The organism is Streptomyces sp. NPDC088923, assembly GCF_044749745.1.
Lineage (GTDB): Bacteria > Actinomycetota > Actinomycetes > Streptomycetales > Streptomycetaceae > Streptomyces.
Genome location: NZ_JBIVIO010000003.1, coordinates 583,188 through 605,614, shown reverse-complemented (window position 1 = coordinate 605,614; position 22,427 = coordinate 583,188). Strand labels below are relative to the sequence as shown.

Below are 22,427 nucleotides of genomic sequence, written 5' to 3'. Positions count from 1 at the left end.
CGGTCTGCTCCGCAGACACGACGCGCCGCCGCTACGCGGCGGGCCGCGCTCCGCGCGGCAAATCGGCGACTCCGTCGCCTCTGGCCCCGCGCTCCGCCCGGGGCCAGGGCCGGCGCGCTCCGCGCTCCGGCCCTGGGCTTAGCGCTCCGCGCTGCGCCCAACTACGCCAGCTACAGGGTGAGTTGAGGTGGCTGGCAGCCGTCAATTTTATTTTTGGGGGTGCGCTGTCTTCGGCCTTCGGCTGAAGGGAATTCCATGCATACATAGAATTACGGAACCGGGATTTCCCATTTTCTCGAAATTTGGTTTTCGTTTCGGTTTTGCAGGCATGATTTAGGGAAATTAAGGTGATTCTTTATCATCGTACTGGTTGGTCAGGCGCCATAGCAGGAAAGCCCGGTGATAAACCCACAACGCGGCTTGAGGTGTTCGCAGACTCGATTCCCTGCCTGGCGGTTCCCGGCGGTGCGGTAGATCAGATTCCCTTCACGCGTTCGGACGCTGATTTCTCCTTGCTAGGGCGGACTTGACCGGCCACAGCCCGCACCGAGAGTAGGTGACTGGTACCCCGTCAGGTCAACGCTGTTGACCATCGCGCCTGACACGGCAGCAACAAGCGGAACGCTGGGGCGTGGCCGCTAAGGAAGTGGCTCTAGTCCCATGCCGCACTGTGAGGGCGCGAACTAACCGCTGCGGTGAGGGGGTTGATTGCTCTATTGCTGAGTCCTAGCTTGCCGGTGCGGGATCGGCGGCGTGTGGGGCCACTTCTGGCCGGCATCGGCATCGGTCGCTTCTTCGAGGTTTCGCGCACATGTCTCATGTAGAGCGACCCAGTATCAGCAGGCACTGTCATTCTGATTGCTTACAGCCGGAGTTAGGGCCGGAGGCGGAAATGACTCGCGATGCAGGTGGAAAGAGCGTGTGGTGTGGCCTTGAAGGGCGACGGCTGAACAGAAGGCGGTACGGGAGGCGTTCGCGGCGGCCAGGACTTCGCGCTGGTGACCGGAGCCGAGACGGGGAAGACGTCCGCGTTGGTGATGATGGGCTTGGTGACGCGGCAGCGGGGCCTTTGCGTGGCCTTCAACAAACCGATCGCGAGAGAGACCAAGGGGCGGTTCAGGTGGAATGTGGAATGCCGTACGTCGCATTCGCTGGCGCAGCGAGTGGTAGACCGCCGGTCCCAGGATCTTCTCCATGCATGCTCGGGCGGCTATACCGCTCGTGTGGGCCCGGCAGCTGAGCGGTTGCCCGGAGCACCGGCGAGGACGAGGGAATCGCGGGGACGGTGGTCGACCGGTCGCCAGCAGGCGCCCCCAGCCCTTTGCGCGACCCAGTCTCTACCCGACAGCTACAGGCTGCGCCGCTGCTCCGGCTGGGGCCAGGCCCTGCTCGCGCATCCGGGGTCGGTGTCACTGGCCGTAGCGCTTGCGGTGAGTGCTGCCGATCAGTGCTCGGGGGCTCGGGGAGCAGGCTGTGGGGCGCAGCCGAATTTGCGTGCGTGGCGCCCTGGCTTAGCTCTCCCCCGGTACCTCTATGTCGTAGACCAGCGCGTACACGATGTCCCGGGCCTGGCGTAGGTCGTAGCCCGTCGCGTCCACGATCACCTTGACTGCCCGGATGGTGTCGCCCCCCAGCATGAACATGCGCGCGTCGGCCTGCGCCTCGGCCGGAACGGGCAGCGCACGGGCTCGCCGTGGATCCACGCTCCGCGGGATCCTCGGGAGCCGCCCCTCGTTCTTCCTGCCCCCCAGCACCGCAGTCCCCCTCCCCCGTCCGTACGACGAGCTCGTGGCGCGCATCCTAACCTGTACTCGCGCGGTTTCGACGACCGGAGTGCAGCCCTGACTCAGGCGGGCGCGCCGACCGCGCGCGGGCCAGGCGGTGAAGCCGAGGTGCGCCACGGCCTCGTTGGATTACGCGTCGTCCGGGCTCGCATCTCGTTCATGGAGCGCTCTAGAAGGGCCACCGATCGGGTGACGGTGGTGGGGCCGCGGCGCACGAGACACTCGCGTCGCTGAGGGAGATGTTCGAAGTCTCAACTCAACGGCGGAGGCGGGACTGTAGCCCCGACGGCGCAGTTGCCGACGGGTGCTTCACTGCACCTACAAGAAAATCAAGGTCATTCCTACGCGATGACAGGACCGCAGGCCAACCACCCGCACAACCCAAAGTGGGCATCCTGCCAAGCCACGCCCATCGGACCCGGACGCAGCCGCTCCACACATCCCGAGTCCCGCCTCGAAGGCGGGACGCCAAACGGAGCAACCAGACCCTCTGAAGATCATCGGTCCGTCACAACGGCCGCCCGGAGCAGGGGCGAGGGGGCACCCGGCCCGGACGAGGTCTGCTCAGTCCCCCCAGGGGGACTCGTACCGGTGGGCCAGCACCCGGGCCTCCTCGGCCGTCAGCAACCGCGGGGTGCGCGTGCCCAGGGAGAGGAGGAGCGCGGCTGTCTCCTCCAGTTCCACGACCGTCTCGACGGCTGCCTGCACGCTGGTGCCCGTCACGACGGGGCCGTGGTTCTGGAGGAGTGCGGCGCGGAAGGGGAAGGGCAGTGCGCGCATCCGCTCGGCCTGCTCGCGATCCCCGGGAGGCGCGTAGGGCAGCAGTGGTGTCTGGCCCACGCGCATCACGAAGTAGGGGGTCAGGGGCGGCAGGGCGCTCTTGTCCGACCAGGGTTCCAGGCAGGAGGCCCCGGTCGCCTTCCGGGAGTGGAGGTGCACCACGGCCCGCGCCTCCGCGTTCCGCTGGTAGAAGGCCGTGTGGAGCGGGAATTCCTTGGACGGGCGCGGGCCGGACACGGGAGCGCCGTCCAGATCGAGGATGCTGAGAGCGTCGGGGTTGATGCGTGAGAGGTCGGTCCCTGTGGGCGTGATGTAGACGCGGTCCCCTTCTCGGACGCTGAGGTTGCCGGAGGAGCCCGGGCTCAGCCCGAGCGCCGCGAGGTGGGCGCCGGCTGCCGCGAGTGCGGTGCGCTGGGAGGTCATGCGAGGGAGCTCCATGCTTCCGTGAAGATGTCGGTGCTGCCGAAGTTGCCTGACTTCAGGGCCAGGTCCACCTCGTGTTCCCGGCCGTCCACGCTGCTCCGCGCGCTCGCCCAGGTGACGCCGGGGGCGATCGGCGCCCCGATCGCCAGGGTGCGCACCGATAGAGCGGTCACCACCGCGCCCGAGGTCTCGCCGCCGGCCACCAGGACCCTGCGCGCCCCCGCGACGACGAGACGTTTCGCGCAGGCGGCGAGCGCTTTCTCCACCAGGGCCGAGGCGGGAACGCCGCCGGGCCCCGCGTCGCCGTCCCCCGTCTCCAAGTCGGCCGGGTCGGCGACCGCGTAGAGGAGTGGTGGCCGGTCGGTGGATTCCTCCCAGCAGGACTGGGCGAAGGCGACGAGATCCTCCACGGCCGCCTCGAAGTCCACGCGCAGCGCTCCCAGGTCCAGCTTGCGGGACGGCAGCCCGGCATGGCGGGCGTGCGCCACCTGCGCCCGGGTCGCCGCGCTCGCGCTCCCGGAGAGGATGAGGGCCGGGTCGCCGGGCCGGGAGGCGGCCGGGGCTCTCGCCGCGTCCGGGTCCGGAGCCGCCGTGGCGGTGGCGCGGGGGCCACGGAGTCCTACGGCGAGTCCGGCGGCACCGGTGACCAGGGGGTGGTCCGCCGTCGCCGCGGCGATCGTGCCCAGGTCCTCCTCGGTGACGGCGTCGACCACGACGAGCGCCCCGGTCAGCTCCGGCACGTTCAAGGCGTCCCGCAGGGCTGCCGCACCCTCCTGGACCTTCCCGAGTCCGACCAGGGCGACGGGGCGGCGGGTCTGCGGGCTCAGGAGCCGGACCAGGTCGGAGTCCCGCATGGGGGTGAGCGGGTGGTGCCGCATCGGGCTGAGCTCGAGCAGTTCGTCCTGAACGTACAGAAGCCCGTCCGTCACGGTGCGCCCCGTGGCGGGGAAGGACGGGACGACGACGGTGGGCCCCGTTGCCCCGAGGGTATCGAGCAGGGCGTCCGTCACAGGGCCGATGTTTCCCTGCGGGGTCGAGTCGAAGGTGGAGCAGTATTTGAAGTAGAAGCGTGTGCACCCGGCGGCCCGCAAGCCCTCCAGTGCGGCCAGCGAGTCGTCTACGGCCTCCTCCACGGGGGCCGAACGCGATTTGAGGGCGACCACCACGGCGTCCGCGTCGAGCACCGCGCGACCGACCGCGTCCTGCTCGCCTTTGCCGCCGCCCGCAAGGGGTGGGACGAGAGGCGCGGGACCGACCGTCACCACCGTTCGGAAGCCGCGCGCCACCAGCGTGGTGGCGAGGTCCGTCGCTCCGGTGAAGTCGTCGGCGATGGCTCCGAGGGTCGGCATCGGGGCGCTCCTTGCGTTGGCGGGCGTGACCTGTTCCGGGCCGCCCCTTCCATCGGGGGAGCACACCTGAACAGCTTGATGTGAAATTATGTTACCAGTCTTTACGTATATGGGATCTCCTGATACATGTTGTTAATCAGCTCGTCTGTGTCGCCCGCACGCGCCCCGCTCACGGGGCGGACGTGCCCAGCGGCCACAGGGGGCAGAGCCATCGCGCTACGCGCCAACTACGCCGTGTACGAGCGCGAACACTGAGGAGAATCCCTATGAACCTGCGCCATCTGTTCGCCGAAGGCAGCGACCGGACAGTGCGCTACGCACTGTCCGGCGCCGGTGGCGGCTTCGCGAGGACCCTGCTGTCCCAGACCCTTCGTGTCGACCGCTTGGCCCCCGCCGTGCTGTGCGACCGGGAGGTGGCGCGGCTGAAGGACATGCTGATCGATCTGGGTTACCAGCGGGACGCGCTGCGGGTGTGCGCGGACGAGGACGAGGTCGCGGTCGCGGGCCGCGAAGGCGCCATCGCCCTCGTCGCGGACGGTGCGCTGCTGGGCGCGGGCGAGTGGGACATTTTGGTGGAGGCGACCGGCAGTCCGGTGCACGGCTACGCCATGGCGCGCGCGGCCCTGGCCTCGAAGCGCCACGTGGCGATGGTCAGCAAGGAGGTCGACTCCGTCGCGGGGCTCCAGCTGGCGGATCTGGCCCAGGAGAACGACGTCGTCTACACAACGGCGGACGGCGACCAGCCGGCCAACCTGATCGGCCTGATCACCTGGGCCCAGCTGCTGGGCCTCGACATCGTGGCCGTCGGCAAGTCGAGCGAGTACGACCTCGTCCTCGACCCCTCCGCGGGGACCGTCACCCAGCTCGACACGACCGTGCCCGCTCCCGGGCTGAACGGCCTGTTGGAACTGGGCGCGGACGTACCCGCCACGCTGGCCGCACGGGCCGAGGCCGTGTCCGCGCTGCCGGTCGGTGCCACCGCCGACTACTGCGAGATGGCGGTCGTCGCCACCAACACCGGTTTCCGTCCCGATACGGAGCTGCTGCACTACCCCGTGGCCCGGATCGCCGAGCTGGCTGACATCTACGCGCTCCGCGAGGACGGCGGGGTCCTGCACAGGACCGGTGCCGTCGACGTCTTCCGGGCGCTGCGGCTGCCCGGCGAGGCATCCTTCGCCGGCGGCGTGTTCGTGGTGGTGCGTACGACCGACCCCGGCACCTGGGAGACCCTGCGGGGCAAGGGCCACGTGCTCAGCCGTGACGGCCGGTACGCGGCGATCTACCTGCCGTACCACCTCATGGGTGTCGAGACCCCCGTCTCCCTCCTCTCGGCCGTCCTGCACCACCGTCCCTCCGGTGGCACCGCCCCCCGCGCCCACGCCGTCCTCGCCGGGCGTGCGCGGCGCGACCTGCCCGCCGGCACCGTCCTGGACATGGGCGGCCACCACCACGACGTGACCGGGGTGCAGGCGGTCCTGCTGCGGGACGAGGACGCGCCCGCCGGTGTCGCGCCTCTGTACCTCGCCGCCCACACCACCCTCGCGAGGGACGTGCGGGCCGGTGAGCTGATCGGCGTCGCGGATCTCGCGAACCCCGAGAGGGAGCTCCTCACCGCCTGGACCGAGGGCCTGGCCACCCGGTCCACGCACACCGACACGACGACGACGGTGACACTGCCATGAGCACGGACCTGCAACACCTCTTCCTCGGCGCGGCCGCTGTCGTCGTCCTCATCCTGCTGATCACTAAGGCGAAGCTGCACCCCTTCATCGCGCTGATGCTCTCCGCGCTGGGCCTCGGGCTCGCGGCCGGCATCGGCCCCGCCGACACGGTCGGGCACTTCCAGGACGGCTTCGGGGACGCGCTCAAGAGCACCGGCCCCACCATCGGGCTCGGCACCATTCTCGGCGGCATCCTCCTCGGTTCCGGCGGTGCCGACCGCATCGCCACCGCCTTCATCGGCTCCCGCCCCGTCAAGTGGGTGCCCACAGCGATCACCGCGGCGGCCCTGCTGATCGGGATGCCGCACCTGTTCGACGTCAGCTTCGTCATGCTCGTACCGCTGGTGTACGCGGTCGCCAAGCGCACCAAGACCCACCTGCTGTACGTCGGGCTGCCCATGGCGGCCGGGCTGTACATCTCGCACGGGCTGCTGCCCCCGCACCCCTCCCCCACCCTCGCCGTCTCCGCGTACCACGCGAGCACCGGTCTGACGATCATGTACGGCCTGATCATCGGCATCCCGATCGCCGTCCTCAGCGGTCCCCTGCTGACCAAAGTCGCCAGCCGCTGGTTCGGCCCCGCCCCCGACCTGGACCGGGGTCCGGTACCGGAGCCCGATCCGGCGCCGGAGAACCGCCGCCGGCCGGCCTCGTTCCCGCTGGCGCTGATCACCGTGCTGCTGCCGCCGGTCCTCATGCTCATCGGCACCGTGGGGACCTCCAACACGGCCAAGGGCACCGCCCCTTACGCGCTCTTCGAGGCGTGCGACTCCTCGGTGATCTCCCTGCTGGTCGCTGTGATCTTCGCGTTCTTCGCGCTGGGCCTGCGCTCCGGCTTCGGCCTTGGCCAGCTCCAGAAGATGGCGGGCAAGGGGCTGGGACCGGTCGGCGGGATCGTGCTCATCCTCGGAGCCGGCGGCGGCCTCAAGGCCATGCTCACCGCCACGGGGATCGACAAGCTCATCTCCGACTACGCGGTCCACTGGTCCATCCCGCCTCTGGTACTGGCCTGGCTCGTCGCCGCGCTGCTGCGCGTCTGCCTGGGCTCCGCCACGGTCGCCGTCGCGGCGGCCACCGGGATCGTCGCTCCGCTCATCGGCGCCTACCCGGGGCTCTCTCCGGAACTGCTGGTCCTCGCCACCGCCTCCGGCGCCGTGATGCTGTCCCACGTCAACGACTCCGGATTCTGGCTCTTCAAGGAGTACTTCCAGCTGACCGTGCCGCAGACGTTCCGCACCTGGACCCTCATGCTCTCGTTCCAGTCGCTGCTGAGCCTGGGCGGAGTACTGCTCCTGAGTACCTTCGTGAGCGGCTGAGGAGGCCCGGGACGGGCCTCCTCCTCTCCCCGCGAGACCCACGCCGCCTCGTCCGGGCACGGCAGCCCGGACGAGGCGGCACAATCGTTCAGGACCCGCACCGGCCGGGTCCGGCCGACAGGAGGAAAGAACACCATGGCCGAAGAGGCAGCCCCGTCCCTGATCCCCGATCAACGGCGCGAACTCCTGGTGCGGCACCTACGGCGGGAGGGTGTACTCAGCGTCCAGCAGATCACCCAGCTCTTTGGCGTCTCCCACATGACGGTCCGCCGCGACATCGCGGAGCTGGAACGCCAGGGGCTCGTCTTCTCCGTCCCCGGCGGGGTCCGCATCGCCAGTCCGGTACAGACCGAGCCCAGTTACCAGACGAAAACCGCCGTCGAGCAACCGCAGAAACAGGCCATGGCGGCCCGCGCCGCGGAACTCGTCCAGGACGGGATGACCCTTTACCTGGACGCCGGCACCACCCTGTCGGCCATGGTGCCGCTTCTCGCACGCCACGAGTCGCTCACGGTGGTCACCAACGACTTCACCACCGCCGACCTCCTCATGGCCTCCCCTCACATCGACGTCATCCACGTCGGAGGCAGGGTCGAACCCGCCAATCGCTCCAGCGTCGGCCTCCTCGCCGCTCACACTCTGCGCCAGCTCGCCCTCGATCTGGCCTTCATCAGCACCAGCTCCTGGGACCGGCTGCGGGGCGTGACCACCCCCTCCGAGCTGAAGGTCGAGGTCAAGAAGGCGGCCATGGAGTGTTCGGGAAGCTCCGTCCTCGTGGCGGGCTCCTCGAAGTACGGCACCTTCGGCAAGTACCGTGTCGCCCCCCTGACCTCCTTCGACGTGGTCATCACCGACGAGGTGCTGGCAGAGGCCGCGGCGGAGGGCATCCGGGCCGGCGGTACCGAACTGCTGCTGGCCCGGTCGGAGGAGACGCTCCCGCAGGCGTCGGCCAACTTTCCCTGCAAGGTCGCCGACCGGTAGTAGCGGCGATGCCGCGCACACCACGACCCGGAAAGTCGTAGAGACTGAAGCCCACTGCGAGGAGCATCGGGAACGACGGTCCGCACCCGTGTTCCCGAGGGCAGGTTCCTGCGCTAGCTCAAACACGAGGACGCCGCAGCCCTCATTGTCTCCGGACCGCAGCCCTCGGGGTGTCGCCCTCGTCGCGGCGTGCGCTCTCTCCCCTCGATGAGCACCGCCAGGCGCCCGGCGGGAGCGCGGCCTCCTTCGCCGAAAGGCCGTAAGCGATTGGCAGAGGAGCCTGTCACGCCTGGTCGGCTGTGCCAAGAGGTGACACGGCCGTCGGTGGGCCTCATGTCGCTCTCCTGTCGTCTTCGACAGCGATGTATCCGCGCAGCGCGCCTTCACTGATCACGCTGTGTCGCTGTTTCAGGGAGGAGATACCGAGGGCCACTCTGGCACGTCCTTCCTGGCGCCAGCGCTGGATGGTCCGGGTCAGCAGAGCCGTAGTCGGCACCACGACCAGGACGCTGCCGCAGGTGGCGAGACGCTCGGCAGTGGCGGTCGCCACGAGGGTTTCGCCTGGCCTGTACCGCACTGCGACTTCCTCGGCGCTGCGAACGGGGAGAGGGTGTGTCGGCCGCTGCTGGTGGCCACCTTGTGGCCACCAGCAGCCTTGCGCGCCGGGCCGCCGCCTGCGCAGGACGCCTTCCCGATCGTCATGTGCCTGTTCGCGCACCCTGAATATGGGTCATACGCGCCACAGGAAAGTCACATGTGTGCGAGGCGTCCAGGGAAGCCGTTGGGCACGCTTGAGAATCTTGACACACATATGTGTGGGGGCTCACATTCCGAGCTTCACACCTGCCGGCCAGCCGGGCAAGCATCTCCGCTACCCTGGTCGAATCCACACGCGATGACAGTCTCCTGCCTGGCAATAGCACTTAATTTGCGCGCAGTTGACTCTTCCCTGTGGGAATGCCAGCGAGGCACGCTCCGAAGCTCATCCGTCATCCGCGCGGAGACATGTGTCTACAGGAGAACCAGGGTGTGCGAGGGGACTGAGCTCCGCCTCGTCGCCCGTACAAGGGCGACGGATGTGTCGCCAGGCAAGGTGCGTGTTGTGAACGATCAGAGCGCAGGAGGGGCTTTCGCTCCTTCGCACGGGCATGCCGTCGTCATCGGGGCGGGTATCGCGGGGCTCGTGGCCGCGCGGGCCGTGGCGGACTCGTTCGCCCGAGTCACCGTGATCGACCGGGACGCGCTCCCCGCTGAACCCGGCCCGAGGCGGGGTGTGCCGCAGAGCAAGCAGGTGCACGGGCTGCTCGGTGGAGGCGCGTCGGCGCTGGAGGAGCTGTTCTCGGGGTTTCAGGACGAGCTGGTCGCGGCCGGCGGCGCGCTGGGGGACGGTCAGGTGGACCATCACTGGTATCTGGACGGTTTCCGGCTGCGTACGGCGCCGTCCGACATTCCCGGATACGGGGCCAGCCGGCCACTGATCGAGGGTGTGCTGAGAAGCCGCGTGGCAGGCCTGCCCGGTGTCAAGATCACGGACGGCGTCGAGATGGCCGGCCTTGAGATGACCGAGCCGGGCCGGGTCTCCGGGGTCCGGGTCACCGAGCGTCGTGCCGGTGCGGAGGAGACGGTACTGGCCGCGGATCTCGTGGTCGACGCCTCCGGCCGAGCATCACGTGCCGGTATGTCGCTCAAGAGCATGGGCTACCCGGAACCCCCTGAGTCCACCGTGCGCATCGACCTCGTGTACGTCACGCGCCACTACGCGAAGCGCCCCGAGCTCCTGGGCGGACGGCGGCTGGGCCTGTCGGTCGTCCCTTCCCCGGCGCTGCCGAGGATGGGCGTGGTCATGCCTGAGGAGAACAACCGCTACGCGCTGCTGCTGGCCGGCATGTTCGGCGAGGAGCCCCCGACGGACGACGTCGGCATGCTCGAGTACGCACAATCGCTGGCCAGCCCCGAGGTCGCCGCCGTCATCGAGTCCGCGACGCCCCTGGACGAACCGGCCAAGATGCGGTTTCCCGCCAGCGTGCGCAAGCACTACGAGAAACTCGACCGCCATCCGGAAGGCCTGGTCGTCGTGGGCGACGCGCTGTGCAGCTTCAATCCCGCCTACGGGCAGGGCATGACCGTCGCGGCCATGGAAGGAGTGCTGCTGCGCCGCCTCCTGGCGGAGGGGCACGACCGGCTCCCCGACCGCTTCTTCCGCGCCGCCGCGAAGCTTGTCGACGCTCCGTGGGCGTTGGCCACCGGTGGAGACCTGCGGTTCCCGCAGGTGGAGGGCAAGCGCGCGCCGGGCGACAAGCTGGTCAACAGATACTTGGAGCGATACCGTGCCGCGGCGTCGGTCGATCCCGTTCTGGCAGCGACATTCCTGCGCGTCGCCAACCTCATCGAGCCCCCTGGGCGGCTCCTTCGTCCCGCCAATGTGCTCCGTGTCCTCAGGCACGCCCCGAAGGCCACGAAGGGGGCGTGACCGTAGGGGGGATACAGCTCGTAGCCCGGGCCCGCGCGGCACGGGTTTCCCGGTTCGGAAGCGAGGGCCTGTCTCCGTCGAGGAGGCCTCGGGGCGCCCGGCGGATCAACCCGAGCCCTCCGCCCCCGGCAGCCGCGCGCCTTCCCCTGGGCAGCTCCGGGGCCGGACAGGTTGCGGGTGGGTGGCGGTACGGAGGAAACGAGCCACCGCTCGGAAGATGCCTGTCGCTCTTGCGCTGGCCTCCGTGGGCATGTGGCGGCATGTGCGTAGGCGTGGCAGAGGCAACCGGAGCAGCCGGTCCGTCTGCCGTGGGGGGTCGGAGACGAACCGCTCGCACTGGATGCCACACAGGTGTGGTCGGTGGCAGGCCGGGCCGACGCGCCGGAAGCTCCGGTCAGTTGGACGAACGGAGTTCGTCGAGCCAGGCGCGGGCGGCGCCTGCCGCACGGCGAATGACCTGTTCGTCGGCACCGGCCCTGCTGGACACCCCGATCCTTCGGTTGAGGCGTGCGTTCACTTCCCGGTGTGTGGTTTCTGTCGCTTTGACCAGGTCGTTGACCAGGACCGTCAGCCGAGCACGGGGGTTTGGACCGGTGTCCGCTTCGCCGTCGTACTGCCCCTCCCATTCGGGCTCGGGGTCAAACAGCTCCTCAATCGCCAAGCAGGAGTCGCAGAACTCCAGGATGTGTTCCACCTCCGCTTTCCCGCAGCTCACACACACCCAGCTGTCGCAATTCGTACACGACATCGAGGCACCGTCGGAGTCGCCTCCCCCTGCCTGTTCCCGCGAGAGGCACTGGCCGATGCACGGGCGCGGCGTGAAGGCACGGGGTTTCAGGTCGATGCCGCTGGCATCCAGGGCGGCGAGTCGCGCCTTCGCGCGGGCGGCGGACTCCGCGTTGGCGCGGTCGCGTGCCTGCTGGCAGGCTTTCCATTCCTGAGGGGTGAGATGGGTGAAACACGCGGCCACGGGCGACGGCAGGTCATCGTAGGCAGGCCATTCGGCGGCCGGGCGGCGGCATCGACGGCCTGTGGTCTTGCCGTGCCGGCTGCAACTTGATTCCCGCACCTCGAATGCCTTCTCCCGGTCAGGCTCGGAGGAAGCCACCGTGGGTGGCCTCTGGGGTGTTTGCTGGGGCGCCATCTCCTCGGCGAGCTTCGTTTGCAGGGTGTGTCGCCAGTTCTCGCCAACCTCGGGGAGCGCGGCGGCTGCACGCACCCCCTTGACCTGCAGGCCGTGGCGCCCCGCTACGTAGACGAAGACCGGCTCGATGGCCGCGAGGATCTCGTCGGTGAACCGGGGCACGAGAGAGGGCGGGACGATGAGGAGGGCGTCCGCCCGCTCCGCGAACCGGCTGCCGCACGCCAATTCCACGTCTTCCACCTCCGTCAGCAAGGCCGTGGTCTGGTCCTCTCCTCGTGCATGCATCAAAAACGCTGTTTGTCCCAGTGCACGGTGCAAGCCGGAGGCTGCCACGGCGGCCCGCGGAGAGGGCGAGTGGGGAGTGGTGGCAGACAGGTGCGTCGGCGTTGCCGAGCTTGACGGTGTGATGGGAAGTGGGGGCTCTGGGGGTGTCGTGCCGAGAACCGATTCAACGGCAGCTCGGCGGCCGAGGACCTCTTCGATCGCCTCCTCCAGCAGGCTGACGGAACCTGGGGCAGAAGCGATCCGCAGCGCCTCGAAGTTGTCCATCGCGCCCTGATTCAGCCAGGCCAGCGTCAGTACGGCACCGTCGAAGCTGAACGCCGTCACGTTCTGGCTCAATAGCATCCAGGTGAAGCGCCGCCGTCTTTTTGTCGCTTCCAACACACGCGGCCACAGTTGCTGCATGACCGCTGTCTCATCCGCCATACCTGCTCCCCACGTGATGCGCGCTTTCAGCAGGGTAGAAGCAGGCACTGACAACCCGGGTCGAAACGAGTGAAGTCGTTCTCCTCCGAGGCCAAGCGGTCGCTTGCACGTTGTTGCCCGTACGGGGGTGGCTTCGTTGGTTCGTCATCCTTGTCCCGGGCGTCGCCGTCGCCGAGGCGGTGTTATTTTTCATGTGACAGAACATGCAACTGCCTTTATTTTCAAAGGGTTTACTTGTAGTTGTTTGTGATCCGCGAGGGGTGGAGCCGCGGATCGCGGTCCGCGAGGAGGGGCATGAAGGTCGTCATCACGGTGCACGGCGAGGACGTGGACCCAGAGGATCTTCGCCGGTGGCTGGGGAGGGACCCGGCGTTGCGGGGCAAGGTCCGGCGGGCTGTCGATCCGACTCCTCGTACGGGCACCATGGGCCTGGCCGCGGATGCGGTGCTGGCGTTGCTCGCTCCCGGCGGTGTGGCGACGGTGCTGGCGGGGGCCTTGATCGCCTGGCTGCAGACCAGGAAGGGCAGCCGGACCATCACGATCACTCGGCCTGACGGTACCGAGATCAGCGTGACGACTGCCCAGGTGGAAACGGGGGACGCGCGCGACACCGAAGGGCTGGTCCAGTACATCGCCGCCCAGCTCGATGCGGCTGAGACGCCGTCGCGCCAGGGCAGTCCGGCTGGGCAGCCGGACTCGGCCAACGCCCCGGAGCCGCATCGGCCCGGGGCCGCCGCACGTGAACAGTGAGGAACAGTCGGGGCGCGGCTCCTCGTCGTCCCGGCGCGCCTCCGGCCTGGCCTCGCCCGGTACGCGGGTCGTGCTCGTGGGCACGGGCAGCCATGTCCCCGAGTCCGGCTTGCCCTCTCTGCCCAGTGTTGCGCGCACTCTGGACGATCTGGCCCGGGTGCTGCATGACGTATGCGGTGTTACCGCCGAACACATACACCGAGTGTCCCCCGACGCGGGTGTACCGGATGTCATCGCGGCGGTGGAGGACGCGGTCGACCAGGCCACCGGTGTCGTGCTGTTCTGCTACGTCGGCCACGGGCTGCTGGGACCTGCTGACGAGTTGTATCTCGCCACACGTGACTCCGCGTCGGCGGATCGGGTGGCGCAGGCGGTCCCGTATCGCACGGTCAGGGACCTGCTCGGCCGTGCGACGGGCGGCAGCGTCGCCTTGCTCGACTGTTGCTTCTCCGGGCGCGCGGTGACACCGGGCAATGTCACACGTCGTGACCCGTTCGTCTCCGCCCGCCCCGACGGGAGTTTCCTCCTCGCCTCGGCCTCGTACTTCGCGCTGTCGTTCGCACCGGAAGGAGAGCGACACACGCTCTTCGGGGGTCGTTTGCTGCGGGTGCTTGAGGAAGGCGACCCTGGCGGTCCACCACACCTGTCCCTGGACAGGCTGCACCTCTGCCTCGACCGGTTGGCGGGCGAGGACCCCACACGTCCTTACCGGCAGAGCGCGGGAGTTCTGGGTGGTCTCGTCGTGGCACCGAACAGGGCTTACGATCCCGGGTCCGTCCCGGAGACGGAGCCGCCGGCCGATGTGCCCTGCCCGTACCCCGGCATGGAACCGTTCCAGCCGCAGGACAGCGACTGGTTCTTCGGCCGGGAGGAGGAGACCGACCGGCTGCTGAGCGCGGTGAACGATCCCCTTGCCCGGGCACATCCGGTCATCCTGGTCGGGGCATCAGGTACGGGAAAGTCGTCCCTTCTGCGCGCGGGGTTGCTCGCCGGGATGGAGCGCGCCCAAGAGGCCGGAGACGGCAGTGCGTGGCCAGCGCTGCTGCTCACAGCCCCCGGCCCGCGCCCGCTGCACGCCCTGGCGGACCTCTGGTCGCGGGCGTCCGGGCACAGTGTGTCCGAGGTGGAGCGAGAACTGGCCGAGGGCAGGTTCCCACCCCCTATGGAAGGCCGTCCCCTCTGCCGTCTGTTGGTGATCGACCAGTTCGAGGAGGTCTTCACCCGCTGTTCCGACCCGGCCGAGCGAACGCGGTTCGTCCGCGCCCTGTGGGGCGGTACCACCGACCGTCGTAGCGGCACCCGTCCACGCATGGTCCTCGCCGTGCGGGCCGACCACTACGGCGACTGCCTGGCGTACCCGGAACTTCGCGAGGCCCTGGACACCGCCGGGCCGCTGAACCTCTCGCCACTGGGCCAGCGGGCGCTGCGCGCGGTGATCGAGCGTCCGGCCGCCGATGCGGGGCTCGTCCTTCAGGACGGCCTGTGCGACCGTATCCTCGAAGACCTGAACCGGTCGGCCGACCACGCTGATCCCGATGACGCCCACGCACCGGCCGCGGCGCTGCCGTTCCTCGCCCATGCCCTGCGCGAGACATGGCTGCGCAGATCCGGTGCCGTCCTGACCCTGGCCGGCTACCAGGCCACCGGCGGGATCTGGCAGTCCGTGACGACGTCCTCCGAGCGGCTCCACGAGGAACTCGAAGCAGCTGAGCGGGACGCCCTGCGCGAACTGCTGCTCCGGATGGTCCATCTGACCCCAGACGGAGACTCTGTGCCGCGCCGCATCGAACTGGCCGACATGTCGGCCGGGCGCAGCGTCGAGGACGGGGAACGCCTCACGCGGCTCTGCGACCGGCTCGCCGCGGCACGTTTGATCACTGTCGACAGGGACGGAGCCCGGATCAGTCATGAGGCCCTGCTGCGCGCCTGGCCCCGGCTCCGCTCGTGGATTCTCGACGCGAGAGCCGACCTGATCAAGTCTCAGCGGCTGTCCGAGGCCGCGGCCGCCTGGGCCGAGCACGACCGTGCGCGTGAGTATCTCCTCGTCGGCAGCCGCCTTGCCTCGGTACGGCCCTGGCTGCGCGAGGACCCCGGCGGGGGTGTCGTGCTCGGCGCGTCCGAACGGGACTTCCTCCGTGTCTGTGTGCGTGCGAGCCGGCGAGGTCAGGTCGTCCGTGCTGTGATCGCCGGAGGGGTGCTGGCGCTGGCGCTGTTGCTCGTGGCGGCCAGCACCATCGCCTTCACCGAACGTGAACGGTCCAGGGAACGGGCCGCGGAGCTGGCATCGAAGCAGCTCGCGGCACAGGCGAACGTGCTGCGGCCGGAAGATCCGATGGCGGCTTTGGACATGAGCCTTGCCGCGTATCGCATGATGCCGACCGTCGAGGCGCGGACGAGCATGCTGCAAGCGGCGATGTCGCCCGTGCATGTGACACTGGCCGGGCACCACGGCCGGATCAACGATCTTGCCTACCGCAAGGACGGTGCGGTGCTGGCGAGTTCCTCCCAGGACGGTACGGTCCGCCTCTGGCACACCCGTGATCCGTACCATCCCAAGGCCGGAGCAATCCTGCGGACCGGATCGGCCGGAGGTCTCGGCTGGAGTCCCGACGGCCGCTATCTCAGCGCGGTCACGGGGTCGGCACTGTATGTCTGGGACGTGTCCGACCCGGACCACCCGCGGCAGGTTGCGCGCAAGACTGCGGACGTGGGTGTCTTCAACCACTCGAGTTGGAGCCGGGACGGCCGTACTCTGGCGGTGCCGAATACCCGGGGCCAGGTCCTGCTGTGGGACCTCAGGCATCCGGCAGAGCCGGCCGTCACCACGCTTCGCGTCGCCGACAAGGCAAAGGAAGTTTACGCGTCCGTCTTCCAGCCCGGCACTTCCGTTCTGGCCGTCTTCACCGAAGGTGGTGTGCTGCGCCTGTGGGACCTGACTGAACCCGGCCAGCCGCGGACTCGCGGAAAACTGGTCGTGGGAGGGGTGTACGCGGCGGCTTTCCACCCTGCCGGACGGGCCCTGACTGTCAGCGGCACCGGCAGCAGCTCCGCGAAAGGGAGCCTGTTCACCGTTGACGTGTCTGACCCCGATCACCTGACGACACGGAGAGAAAAAGACTCCGACATACCTGTGTATCCGGATATCGCCTACGCCCCGGACGGTGAGTATCTCGCCGTCTCCTCCACCGACGGACGTGCGCGCATTCTCGCGATCCCTGACAGCTCGGGACCCATGAGCCCGCTGGTGCGCGGAACGGCACTGCCTCGCACCTCCGAACTCAAGGCCATCTCATACGGCCCTGACGGGCGCGGTATCGCGACCGGCGATTTCCAGGGTGGAGTCCACCTTTGGGTACCACCCGCCCGAACGGTCAATGGTGGCTTCCCAGGGCGTAGTTCGCCGTCCGGCAACGCCTTCGAGGACAAACAGCGCTACCTGGCGACCTACGACAGTGAAGGGGGACAGGCCACGGTCTGGGAACTCGGGGACCGCCTCACTCCCCGGGCCTTGGCCAGATTCCCCGATCCCTGGGCCTTGCCCCGCTTCGTGCGGGACCGCGATGTGCTCATCACACGGGACAGCGAGCACGGCAAGGAGAAGCTGTGGTCGCTGGTTGACGGACAACTCCGTCCGGGCCACGAGTTCGAATCCGTCGTGGAGGACCCTGCCGTGAGCGCCGACGGCAACTTCCTGGCGCTCCGGGAGAACGAAAAGGGCCCGCTGACACTGTGGGACATCCACGACGTGCGCACACCGCAGCGGCTGGGCCGGGTGCCCGTTGCCAAGGGCGGAGAAGCGCAGCCTGTCTTCGCGCGCCCGGGCGTCCTGGCAGTGATGACCGAGGGCGGAACGGAGCTGTGGGATGTCACGAACCCACGGCAGCCACGGCGCGGTCAGCGCGTAGCGGGAAGACCGGACACGCTGGGCCAGGCGGCCGAAGGGGAGTCCGTACTGCTCGCGTCGCCGAGCAAGGAGAACAGCGATCCCCTGGAACCGGACCGCCTTACCGTATGGACCGTGTCCGCGAACGCCACAGCCCGCAAAATCAACGACGGCATCACAGGCCAGCCCTATCAGATCGTCATGCTGTCCGGCCGGTTCCTTGCCAATCTGTCCGACTCCGGTCAACCGACCTTATGGGATCTGGCCAATCCAGGCCAGACCATCACACTCCAATTTCCTCTCAGCCAGCTGAGCGAGCTGACTGCGCACCAGGACCGCGGCCTGCTTGCGGCATGGCAGACCCTTTCCGCCACCTCGGGCCTCGCTGTGTGGCGCCTGAAAGGTTCCGATGGCGAGAGCGAACTTGTGTACCACGCGCAAGAGCTGCCCGACGGGAGCACCGGTTTCTCGGCGGCCAAGTTCAGCCCTGACGGAGACTTTCTCGTCCTGCGCTCCTTCACGGACCTTCTCCAAGGGCTGGGGGCCGAAACGCTGCTCCTGGACACGGACCCGGCTCGGCTTGCGGACACCCTTTGTTCGGTTCGAACGAAACCCGTCTCCGGCAAGGTGTGGCGCAAGGTTTCTCCGGACCTGGACTACAAGGACCCCTGCGCCTGACGTGCCGCTCCGGTCCTTGGCCACAGCTTTCGGGGTATCTGCGACGGAGGTGCCCGGGTTGAGGGTCACGGGCGGCACCCGTCAAAGGGGCCGGACACGTCGGGCGCCTCGGCATGTCGCGGGCTGAGGGGAAAGGCGGATACGGAGACGTCTGCCGGCCCCTGTGAAGCCGGGCACCGGACTCGCCCGCAGGAGGCCACATTGCCCCGGGACCGCACGCGCCACGAAAGCGCCCGCCCCTTCCGGCAGACTGCGCGTCCGCCCCCGCAGGCGTTCCGCCATCCCGGGCCCAACCGGGTCCGCCTCCGCCAGGTCACCATCGCCCCGCACCGACGCCCGCATCGAGCTGTACTTCCCGCCTTCGCACTCGCCGCAGAAGCCACGGCTTCGTCCGGCGACGGCTTCGCGTTCTCCGCGGCGGCTTCGGCCGCCCGCTCGTCCGCTGTCCGTCAGATCTCCTTTGATGGGCAGACCTCCAGCATGACGCTGCCGGGGATGGGCAGAGCGACCCTCATGCGGTGGCGGAGCTTGTTGGCGAGGGCTTGTGCCATTGCCATCCACAGCGGAAGCCGTTCCTTGTCGGGCGCCTTCAGGATCAAGTCCGCGTTCGCCATGGTGATGCCGTTGGCCGACACGGTCGCCATGTGCCGCAGGATCTCGTCCGCGGCGCCTTCCAGGGTGCCGGGGGGCAGGGCTCGCAGGACGGCGGGAGCGGCGGGGTCGGTGACCGCCTCCGTGGCGGTGCTCTCGCTGCTGCCCAGCTCCACCAGTTCGCCCAGGTCGAACCACTGCGGGTGCTGGACGACGACGCTGGGCAGGCTTGCTCCGGCCACTGCCCGCCACGGGGCGGGTTCCCGTACCGGCTCCGCTGCTGGAACCGCCCGGGTCTCCGAAACCGCCGGGGCGGGGGCTTGGGCCGTGGCCGTGGCTGCTTGATGGGCGGGGTCCAGGGGGTAGCCGGGGATGTCGTGCGTGGTCGGGAGGAAGGACAGCGCGTCCGTCGGCAGAGGGGCCAGGTTTCCCGACTGACCGTCCAGGAACACCACAGCCTCGTCATCCCGGACCACATTGATCACATGCGCGATCCCACCCGACGCACTCCCCCGCACCACCATGCCCCGCTGCCCCGGCGCCGCCGACAACATCGCCTCGACCACCGACTCCACACCCGCCACCGGATAAGGCTCCACATCCCGATAACACCCCAAAAAAACCGTCAAACCATCCACCGCACCCCCTGCAGGGCCCACCCCCTCCTCACCCCACCCCGACGGAGGAGCAACAAACACTGCCCCCTCCGCCAACGACAAATCCACCGCAATCGCCACCAACACACAATTCGTCAAAAACTCCCCACCCGCCTCACGGAACGGATTCACCCGCCCCACCCACCCATAACGCCCCGGCAACCCCACCCCAACCCCCGCGGACACCACAGGGACAGGTCTGTCAGACACGTCATGCGCCGTGGGTGAAGGGGCACCGGGCCTGTCGGGGATGGGTGCGCCCAGGAGACGGCTGTCGTTCCGGCGGGCTGCATGTCGTTCCGCGGCTTTCCGCGTCTCGCGCAGGGTCTCGCGCATCGCCGTGTACGGCGCGAGGAGTTCTTTCGGTACCGATGGGGCGGCGGTTGTTCCTGACAGCCGCGCGAAATGCGCTTCCCACTGTTTCAGCATGTCCAGTGTCTGCTCGGAGATTCCCCTGCTCGGCGCGACAACCGCAGCTCCCACGTCGTGTGCCAAGTATTCGCGGGCCTCGGCGGAGAGCGTCGGCACCTGCAACTGCTCAAGATGTGCGACGTTTTCGAAAACCCGGATCAACGACTTCACCAGAGGGTGCGCAAGGATGGAAGCCGCAGCCCTCGACGGCGTTGTGTTCTGCGAGAACGAGGCCGCAGGGAACGTGCGCTGGGACATGTGGCTCAGTTCATGGACGAATTTCCCCATCTCCGCCGGAGTAGTGAGCCCCTTGCCGTAGTTGCGCAGTTCCAGAAGTATCAGCGGAGTCCCAAGACGTCCGGAGTTGTTGTCCAGTTCGAAATCGCTGATGCCGAAGATGTCCGACTGATCGACTATCAGGGCTTCTCCCGATTCACCGAGGAGCGCGGACCACAGATAGTCGCTCATGGTGAAGTTTCCGGTAACTGCGATCCTCCTCGCGAGCAGCTGCTTGCCCCTCAGCTCGGATGCCGGATGGGATGTGGAAGGATAGTTTTCCACCAGCCTGTTCAGATGCTCGACGAATATGTCCTCAATTTTTTCGCCCTCACGGGCGAGAAACGTTTTGACTGTCTCGGGAAGTATTTCGTGAATCTCACGGAAGGGGACCCTGGAAAGCGCTGGAACGGCCACCTTCGATATGGTCTCCAAATACACCGTGGCCACCGGTTCGGCAACGACGTGTTCGAACACGAGCCAGGCGTATCCGCGCAGTTCCTCCAAGCCTGCGATCGAGCCGAGGAAGGCGATTTCGTTCGGCCCGAAATCACCGATCACGCTGCGCGCGTAGTTCCCCACGACTTCTTCGGCAAATTGGCGACCGATGCCGAGTATCGGCGCGAAGTTGGAGAATTCTTCCGGGAGGTTCTGCGCGACGGACCGGAGCGTGGTGCTGAGCCCGCCAAGCGTCACGCCGACAGTGTATTGCGTGTACGCCGGATGTCCTGGACCTGTCAGAGCCTTTCCCACAAGGAGGCTGCGGCCGGCTTCGGTGAGCACCCAGCCGGGGCCGAGGGCCTTTTCGAGCGGTATCGGACGGCGAGAGGCGTTCGCTCGTGCGAGCCCTTTCTGAACAGAGTCGCGCAACTCCATACCCCGCTGAGGGCGGAACCTGTTTCCCTCGTCCGACAGCACTTGCATGGGCGGAAGAACCAGCTCGGGAATCTTGATGTGCTGTTCGCCGGTCGGTTCCTTGCCGGTCATTTCCCTGATCAAATTCGATGACAGCGCAGCGGCGCCCTTTTTGCCGAGGAAAATAGTGACGCTGTCGACCTTGATCTGAGGCATATGGAGAGCCCGAGCAGGTGCGATGAATTCGACCTCGTCGCTGCGGAGAGACGTGTAGTAGGCGAGAACCGTGCCGTAGGAGAGAGCTATCGACGACTTCCCTTTCTCGTCGAGTATGAGAGGGAACTGGAACTCCGTCTCCGTTCCGATGGCTCCGACGCGAATCGGTCGCGCCGGAGCTGTGCTTGCTCGTTCCGCGGAGCCCAGAGGGTAGCCGGGGATGTCATGCGTGGTCGGGAGGAAGGACAGCGCGTCCGTCGGCAGAGGGGCCAGGTCTCCCGACTGACCGTCCAGGAACACCACAGCCTCGTCATCCCGGACCACATTGATCACATGCGCGATCCCACCCGACGCACTCCCCCGCACCACCATGCCCCGCTGCCCCGGCGCCGCCGACAACATCGCCTCGACCACCGACTCCACACCCGCCACCGGATAAGGCTCCACATCCCGATAACACCCCAAAAAAACCGTCAAACCATCCACCGCACCCCCTGCAGGGCCCACCCCCTCCTCACCCCACCCCGACGGAGGAGCAACAAACACTGCCCCCTCCGCCAACGACAAATCCACCGCAATCGCCACCAACACACAATTCGTCAAAAACTCCCCACCCGCCTCACGGAACGGATTCACCCGCCCCACCCACCCATAACGCCCCGGCAACCCCACCCCAACCCCCGCGGACACCACAGTCACGGGGAGAGTGCGAGGTGCGTCGATCGGAGGTTCCGGTTCGGGGGTGTCGTTCAGGGGGATGAACCCGACAGTGTGCGGGGCCGGGGGCAGGATGGCGGCCTCTTGGCCTGTCCGGCCGTCCAGGTAGACGACTCCGTGGTCGGGATGGTGCAGGACGGTGAACACGTGGTCGGCTCGATCGGGGTCGGTTTCCGCCTCGGGGTCGATGGCCGACTCGGAGCCGTTCCAGGTGAGGACGAGACCGCGGGTGTGCGGCGGGGTGGCGGCCATGAGTTCCGAGATCTCGCCGAAGCCGTGCACGGTCCGTGGGGACCGGCCGGTGACGGCGTCGCGCAGGGCTTGGGCGGTCCATGGGTCCGGTGTCTCTTCCTCAGCAAGTTCGGCCGGTCGCTGGGCGGCCCGCGAGGGCTCTTCCGGGGGCAGCGGAACGGAAGCGGCCCGCCCGCCGGTGTCGGGGCCGCGTGTCAGACGGGGCGAGTCGAGGTATGCCGTGGGGCGTGGCGGCGCCACCTCGGCCCTCGGCGTGTCCTGCGGGGGCTGCTGCTGCGTACCGACGCGGTCGACGGTGGAGCGCAGGATCATGCGGTATGCGTCCGCGAGCCGCTGTTCCACCGTCCGCTGGATCTCCGCGCGTGCTGCCGGGCCCAGTTCCAGCTCCAGCAGGTCCTGTGCCACGGGGAAGCATGTCTCGCGCAGGGAGGGGGAGTCGGACACACTCATGGGACACTCCGTCCAC

At 68.2% G+C, this 22,427-nt stretch carries 12 protein-coding genes; 6 read left to right on the top strand and 6 right to left on the bottom strand.

Annotated features, from left to right (window positions below; all coding sequences use genetic code 11):
• Positions 1-1,511: 1,511 nt before the first annotated feature.
• From ACIP4O_RS18125 to otnK, 3 genes are all read right to left on the bottom strand, one after another.
• Complete coding sequence (locus ACIP4O_RS18125; RefSeq protein WP_401575480.1) at positions 1,512-1,703, bottom strand: hypothetical protein; 192 nt, start codon at positions 1,701-1,703, stop codon at positions 1,512-1,514.
• A 645-nt stretch (positions 1,704-2,348) separates the two neighbouring features.
• Complete coding sequence (locus ACIP4O_RS18120) at positions 2,349-2,987, bottom strand: class II aldolase/adducin family protein (RefSeq protein ID WP_401575478.1); 639 nt, start codon at positions 2,985-2,987, stop codon at positions 2,349-2,351.
• On the bottom strand, positions 2,984-4,336 hold the full coding sequence (gene otnK, locus ACIP4O_RS18115; protein WP_401575476.1) for a 3-oxo-tetronate kinase: 1,353 nt from the start codon (positions 4,334-4,336) through the stop codon (positions 2,984-2,986). Before otnK ends, ACIP4O_RS18120 begins: the two co-directional genes overlap by 4 nt.
• Before the next feature lie 266 nt (positions 4,337-4,602).
• Here otnK and ACIP4O_RS18110 point away from each other — a divergent pair, with 266 nt between their 5' ends.
• The 3 genes from ACIP4O_RS18110 to ACIP4O_RS18100 all read left to right on the top strand — a co-directional run bounded on the left by ACIP4O_RS18110 (position 4,603) and on the right by ACIP4O_RS18100 (position 8,354).
• Positions 4,603-6,018 carry a homoserine dehydrogenase gene (locus ACIP4O_RS18110; protein WP_401575474.1) on the top strand — a complete coding sequence of 472 codons (1,416 nt, stop codon included), beginning with the start codon at positions 4,603-4,605 and terminating at the stop codon, positions 6,016-6,018.
• A complete protein-coding gene (locus ACIP4O_RS18105) occupies positions 6,015-7,373 on the top strand; it encodes a gluconate:H+ symporter (protein ID WP_401575473.1) in 1,359 nt (452 codons plus the stop codon). The genes ACIP4O_RS18110 and ACIP4O_RS18105 overlap by 4 nt, the downstream gene beginning before the upstream one ends.
• A 135-nt stretch (positions 7,374-7,508) precedes the next feature.
• On the top strand, positions 7,509-8,354 hold the full coding sequence (locus tag ACIP4O_RS18100; RefSeq protein WP_401575472.1) for a DeoR/GlpR family DNA-binding transcription regulator: 846 nt from the start codon (positions 7,509-7,511) through the stop codon (positions 8,352-8,354).
• Between the two features lie 331 nt (positions 8,355-8,685).
• Here ACIP4O_RS18100 and ACIP4O_RS18095 read toward each other — a convergent pair whose 3' ends face one another.
• Positions 8,686-8,904, bottom strand: coding sequence for a hypothetical protein (locus ACIP4O_RS18095; protein ID WP_401575471.1), 219 nt, complete (start codon positions 8,902-8,904; stop codon positions 8,686-8,688).
• A gap of 552 nt (positions 8,905-9,456) precedes the next feature.
• On the opposite strand from ACIP4O_RS18095, the gene ACIP4O_RS18090 reads away from it, so the two are divergent.
• Positions 9,457-10,824 carry an FAD-dependent oxidoreductase gene (locus tag ACIP4O_RS18090; RefSeq protein ID WP_401575470.1) on the top strand — a complete coding sequence of 456 codons (1,368 nt, stop codon included), beginning with the start codon at positions 9,457-9,459 and terminating at the stop codon, positions 10,822-10,824.
• A gap of 394 nt (positions 10,825-11,218) precedes the next feature.
• Here the strand turns inward: ACIP4O_RS18090 and ACIP4O_RS18085 are convergent, their stop codons facing one another.
• Positions 11,219-12,676, bottom strand: a complete 1,458-nt coding sequence (locus ACIP4O_RS18085) for a hypothetical protein (protein ID WP_401575469.1) — start codon at positions 12,674-12,676, stop codon at positions 11,219-11,221.
• 294 nt (positions 12,677-12,970) lie between these two features.
• Between ACIP4O_RS18085 and ACIP4O_RS18080 the strand changes: the two genes are divergently transcribed.
• Positions 12,971-13,426, top strand: coding sequence for a hypothetical protein (locus tag ACIP4O_RS18080; protein ID WP_401575468.1), 456 nt, complete (start codon positions 12,971-12,973; stop codon positions 13,424-13,426).
• Complete coding sequence (locus tag ACIP4O_RS18075; RefSeq protein ID WP_401575467.1) at positions 13,416-17,987, top strand: hypothetical protein; 4,572 nt, start codon at positions 13,416-13,418, stop codon at positions 17,985-17,987. The genes ACIP4O_RS18080 and ACIP4O_RS18075 overlap by 11 nt, the downstream gene beginning before the upstream one ends.
• 449 nt (positions 17,988-18,436) lie before the next feature.
• Here ACIP4O_RS18075 and ACIP4O_RS18070 read toward each other — a convergent pair whose 3' ends face one another.
• Positions 18,437-22,411 (bottom strand): toxin glutamine deamidase domain-containing protein, encoded by a 3,975-nt coding sequence (locus tag ACIP4O_RS18070; protein ID WP_401575466.1) that lies wholly within the window; start codon positions 22,409-22,411, stop codon positions 18,437-18,439.
• Positions 22,412-22,427: the final 16 nt, after the last annotated feature.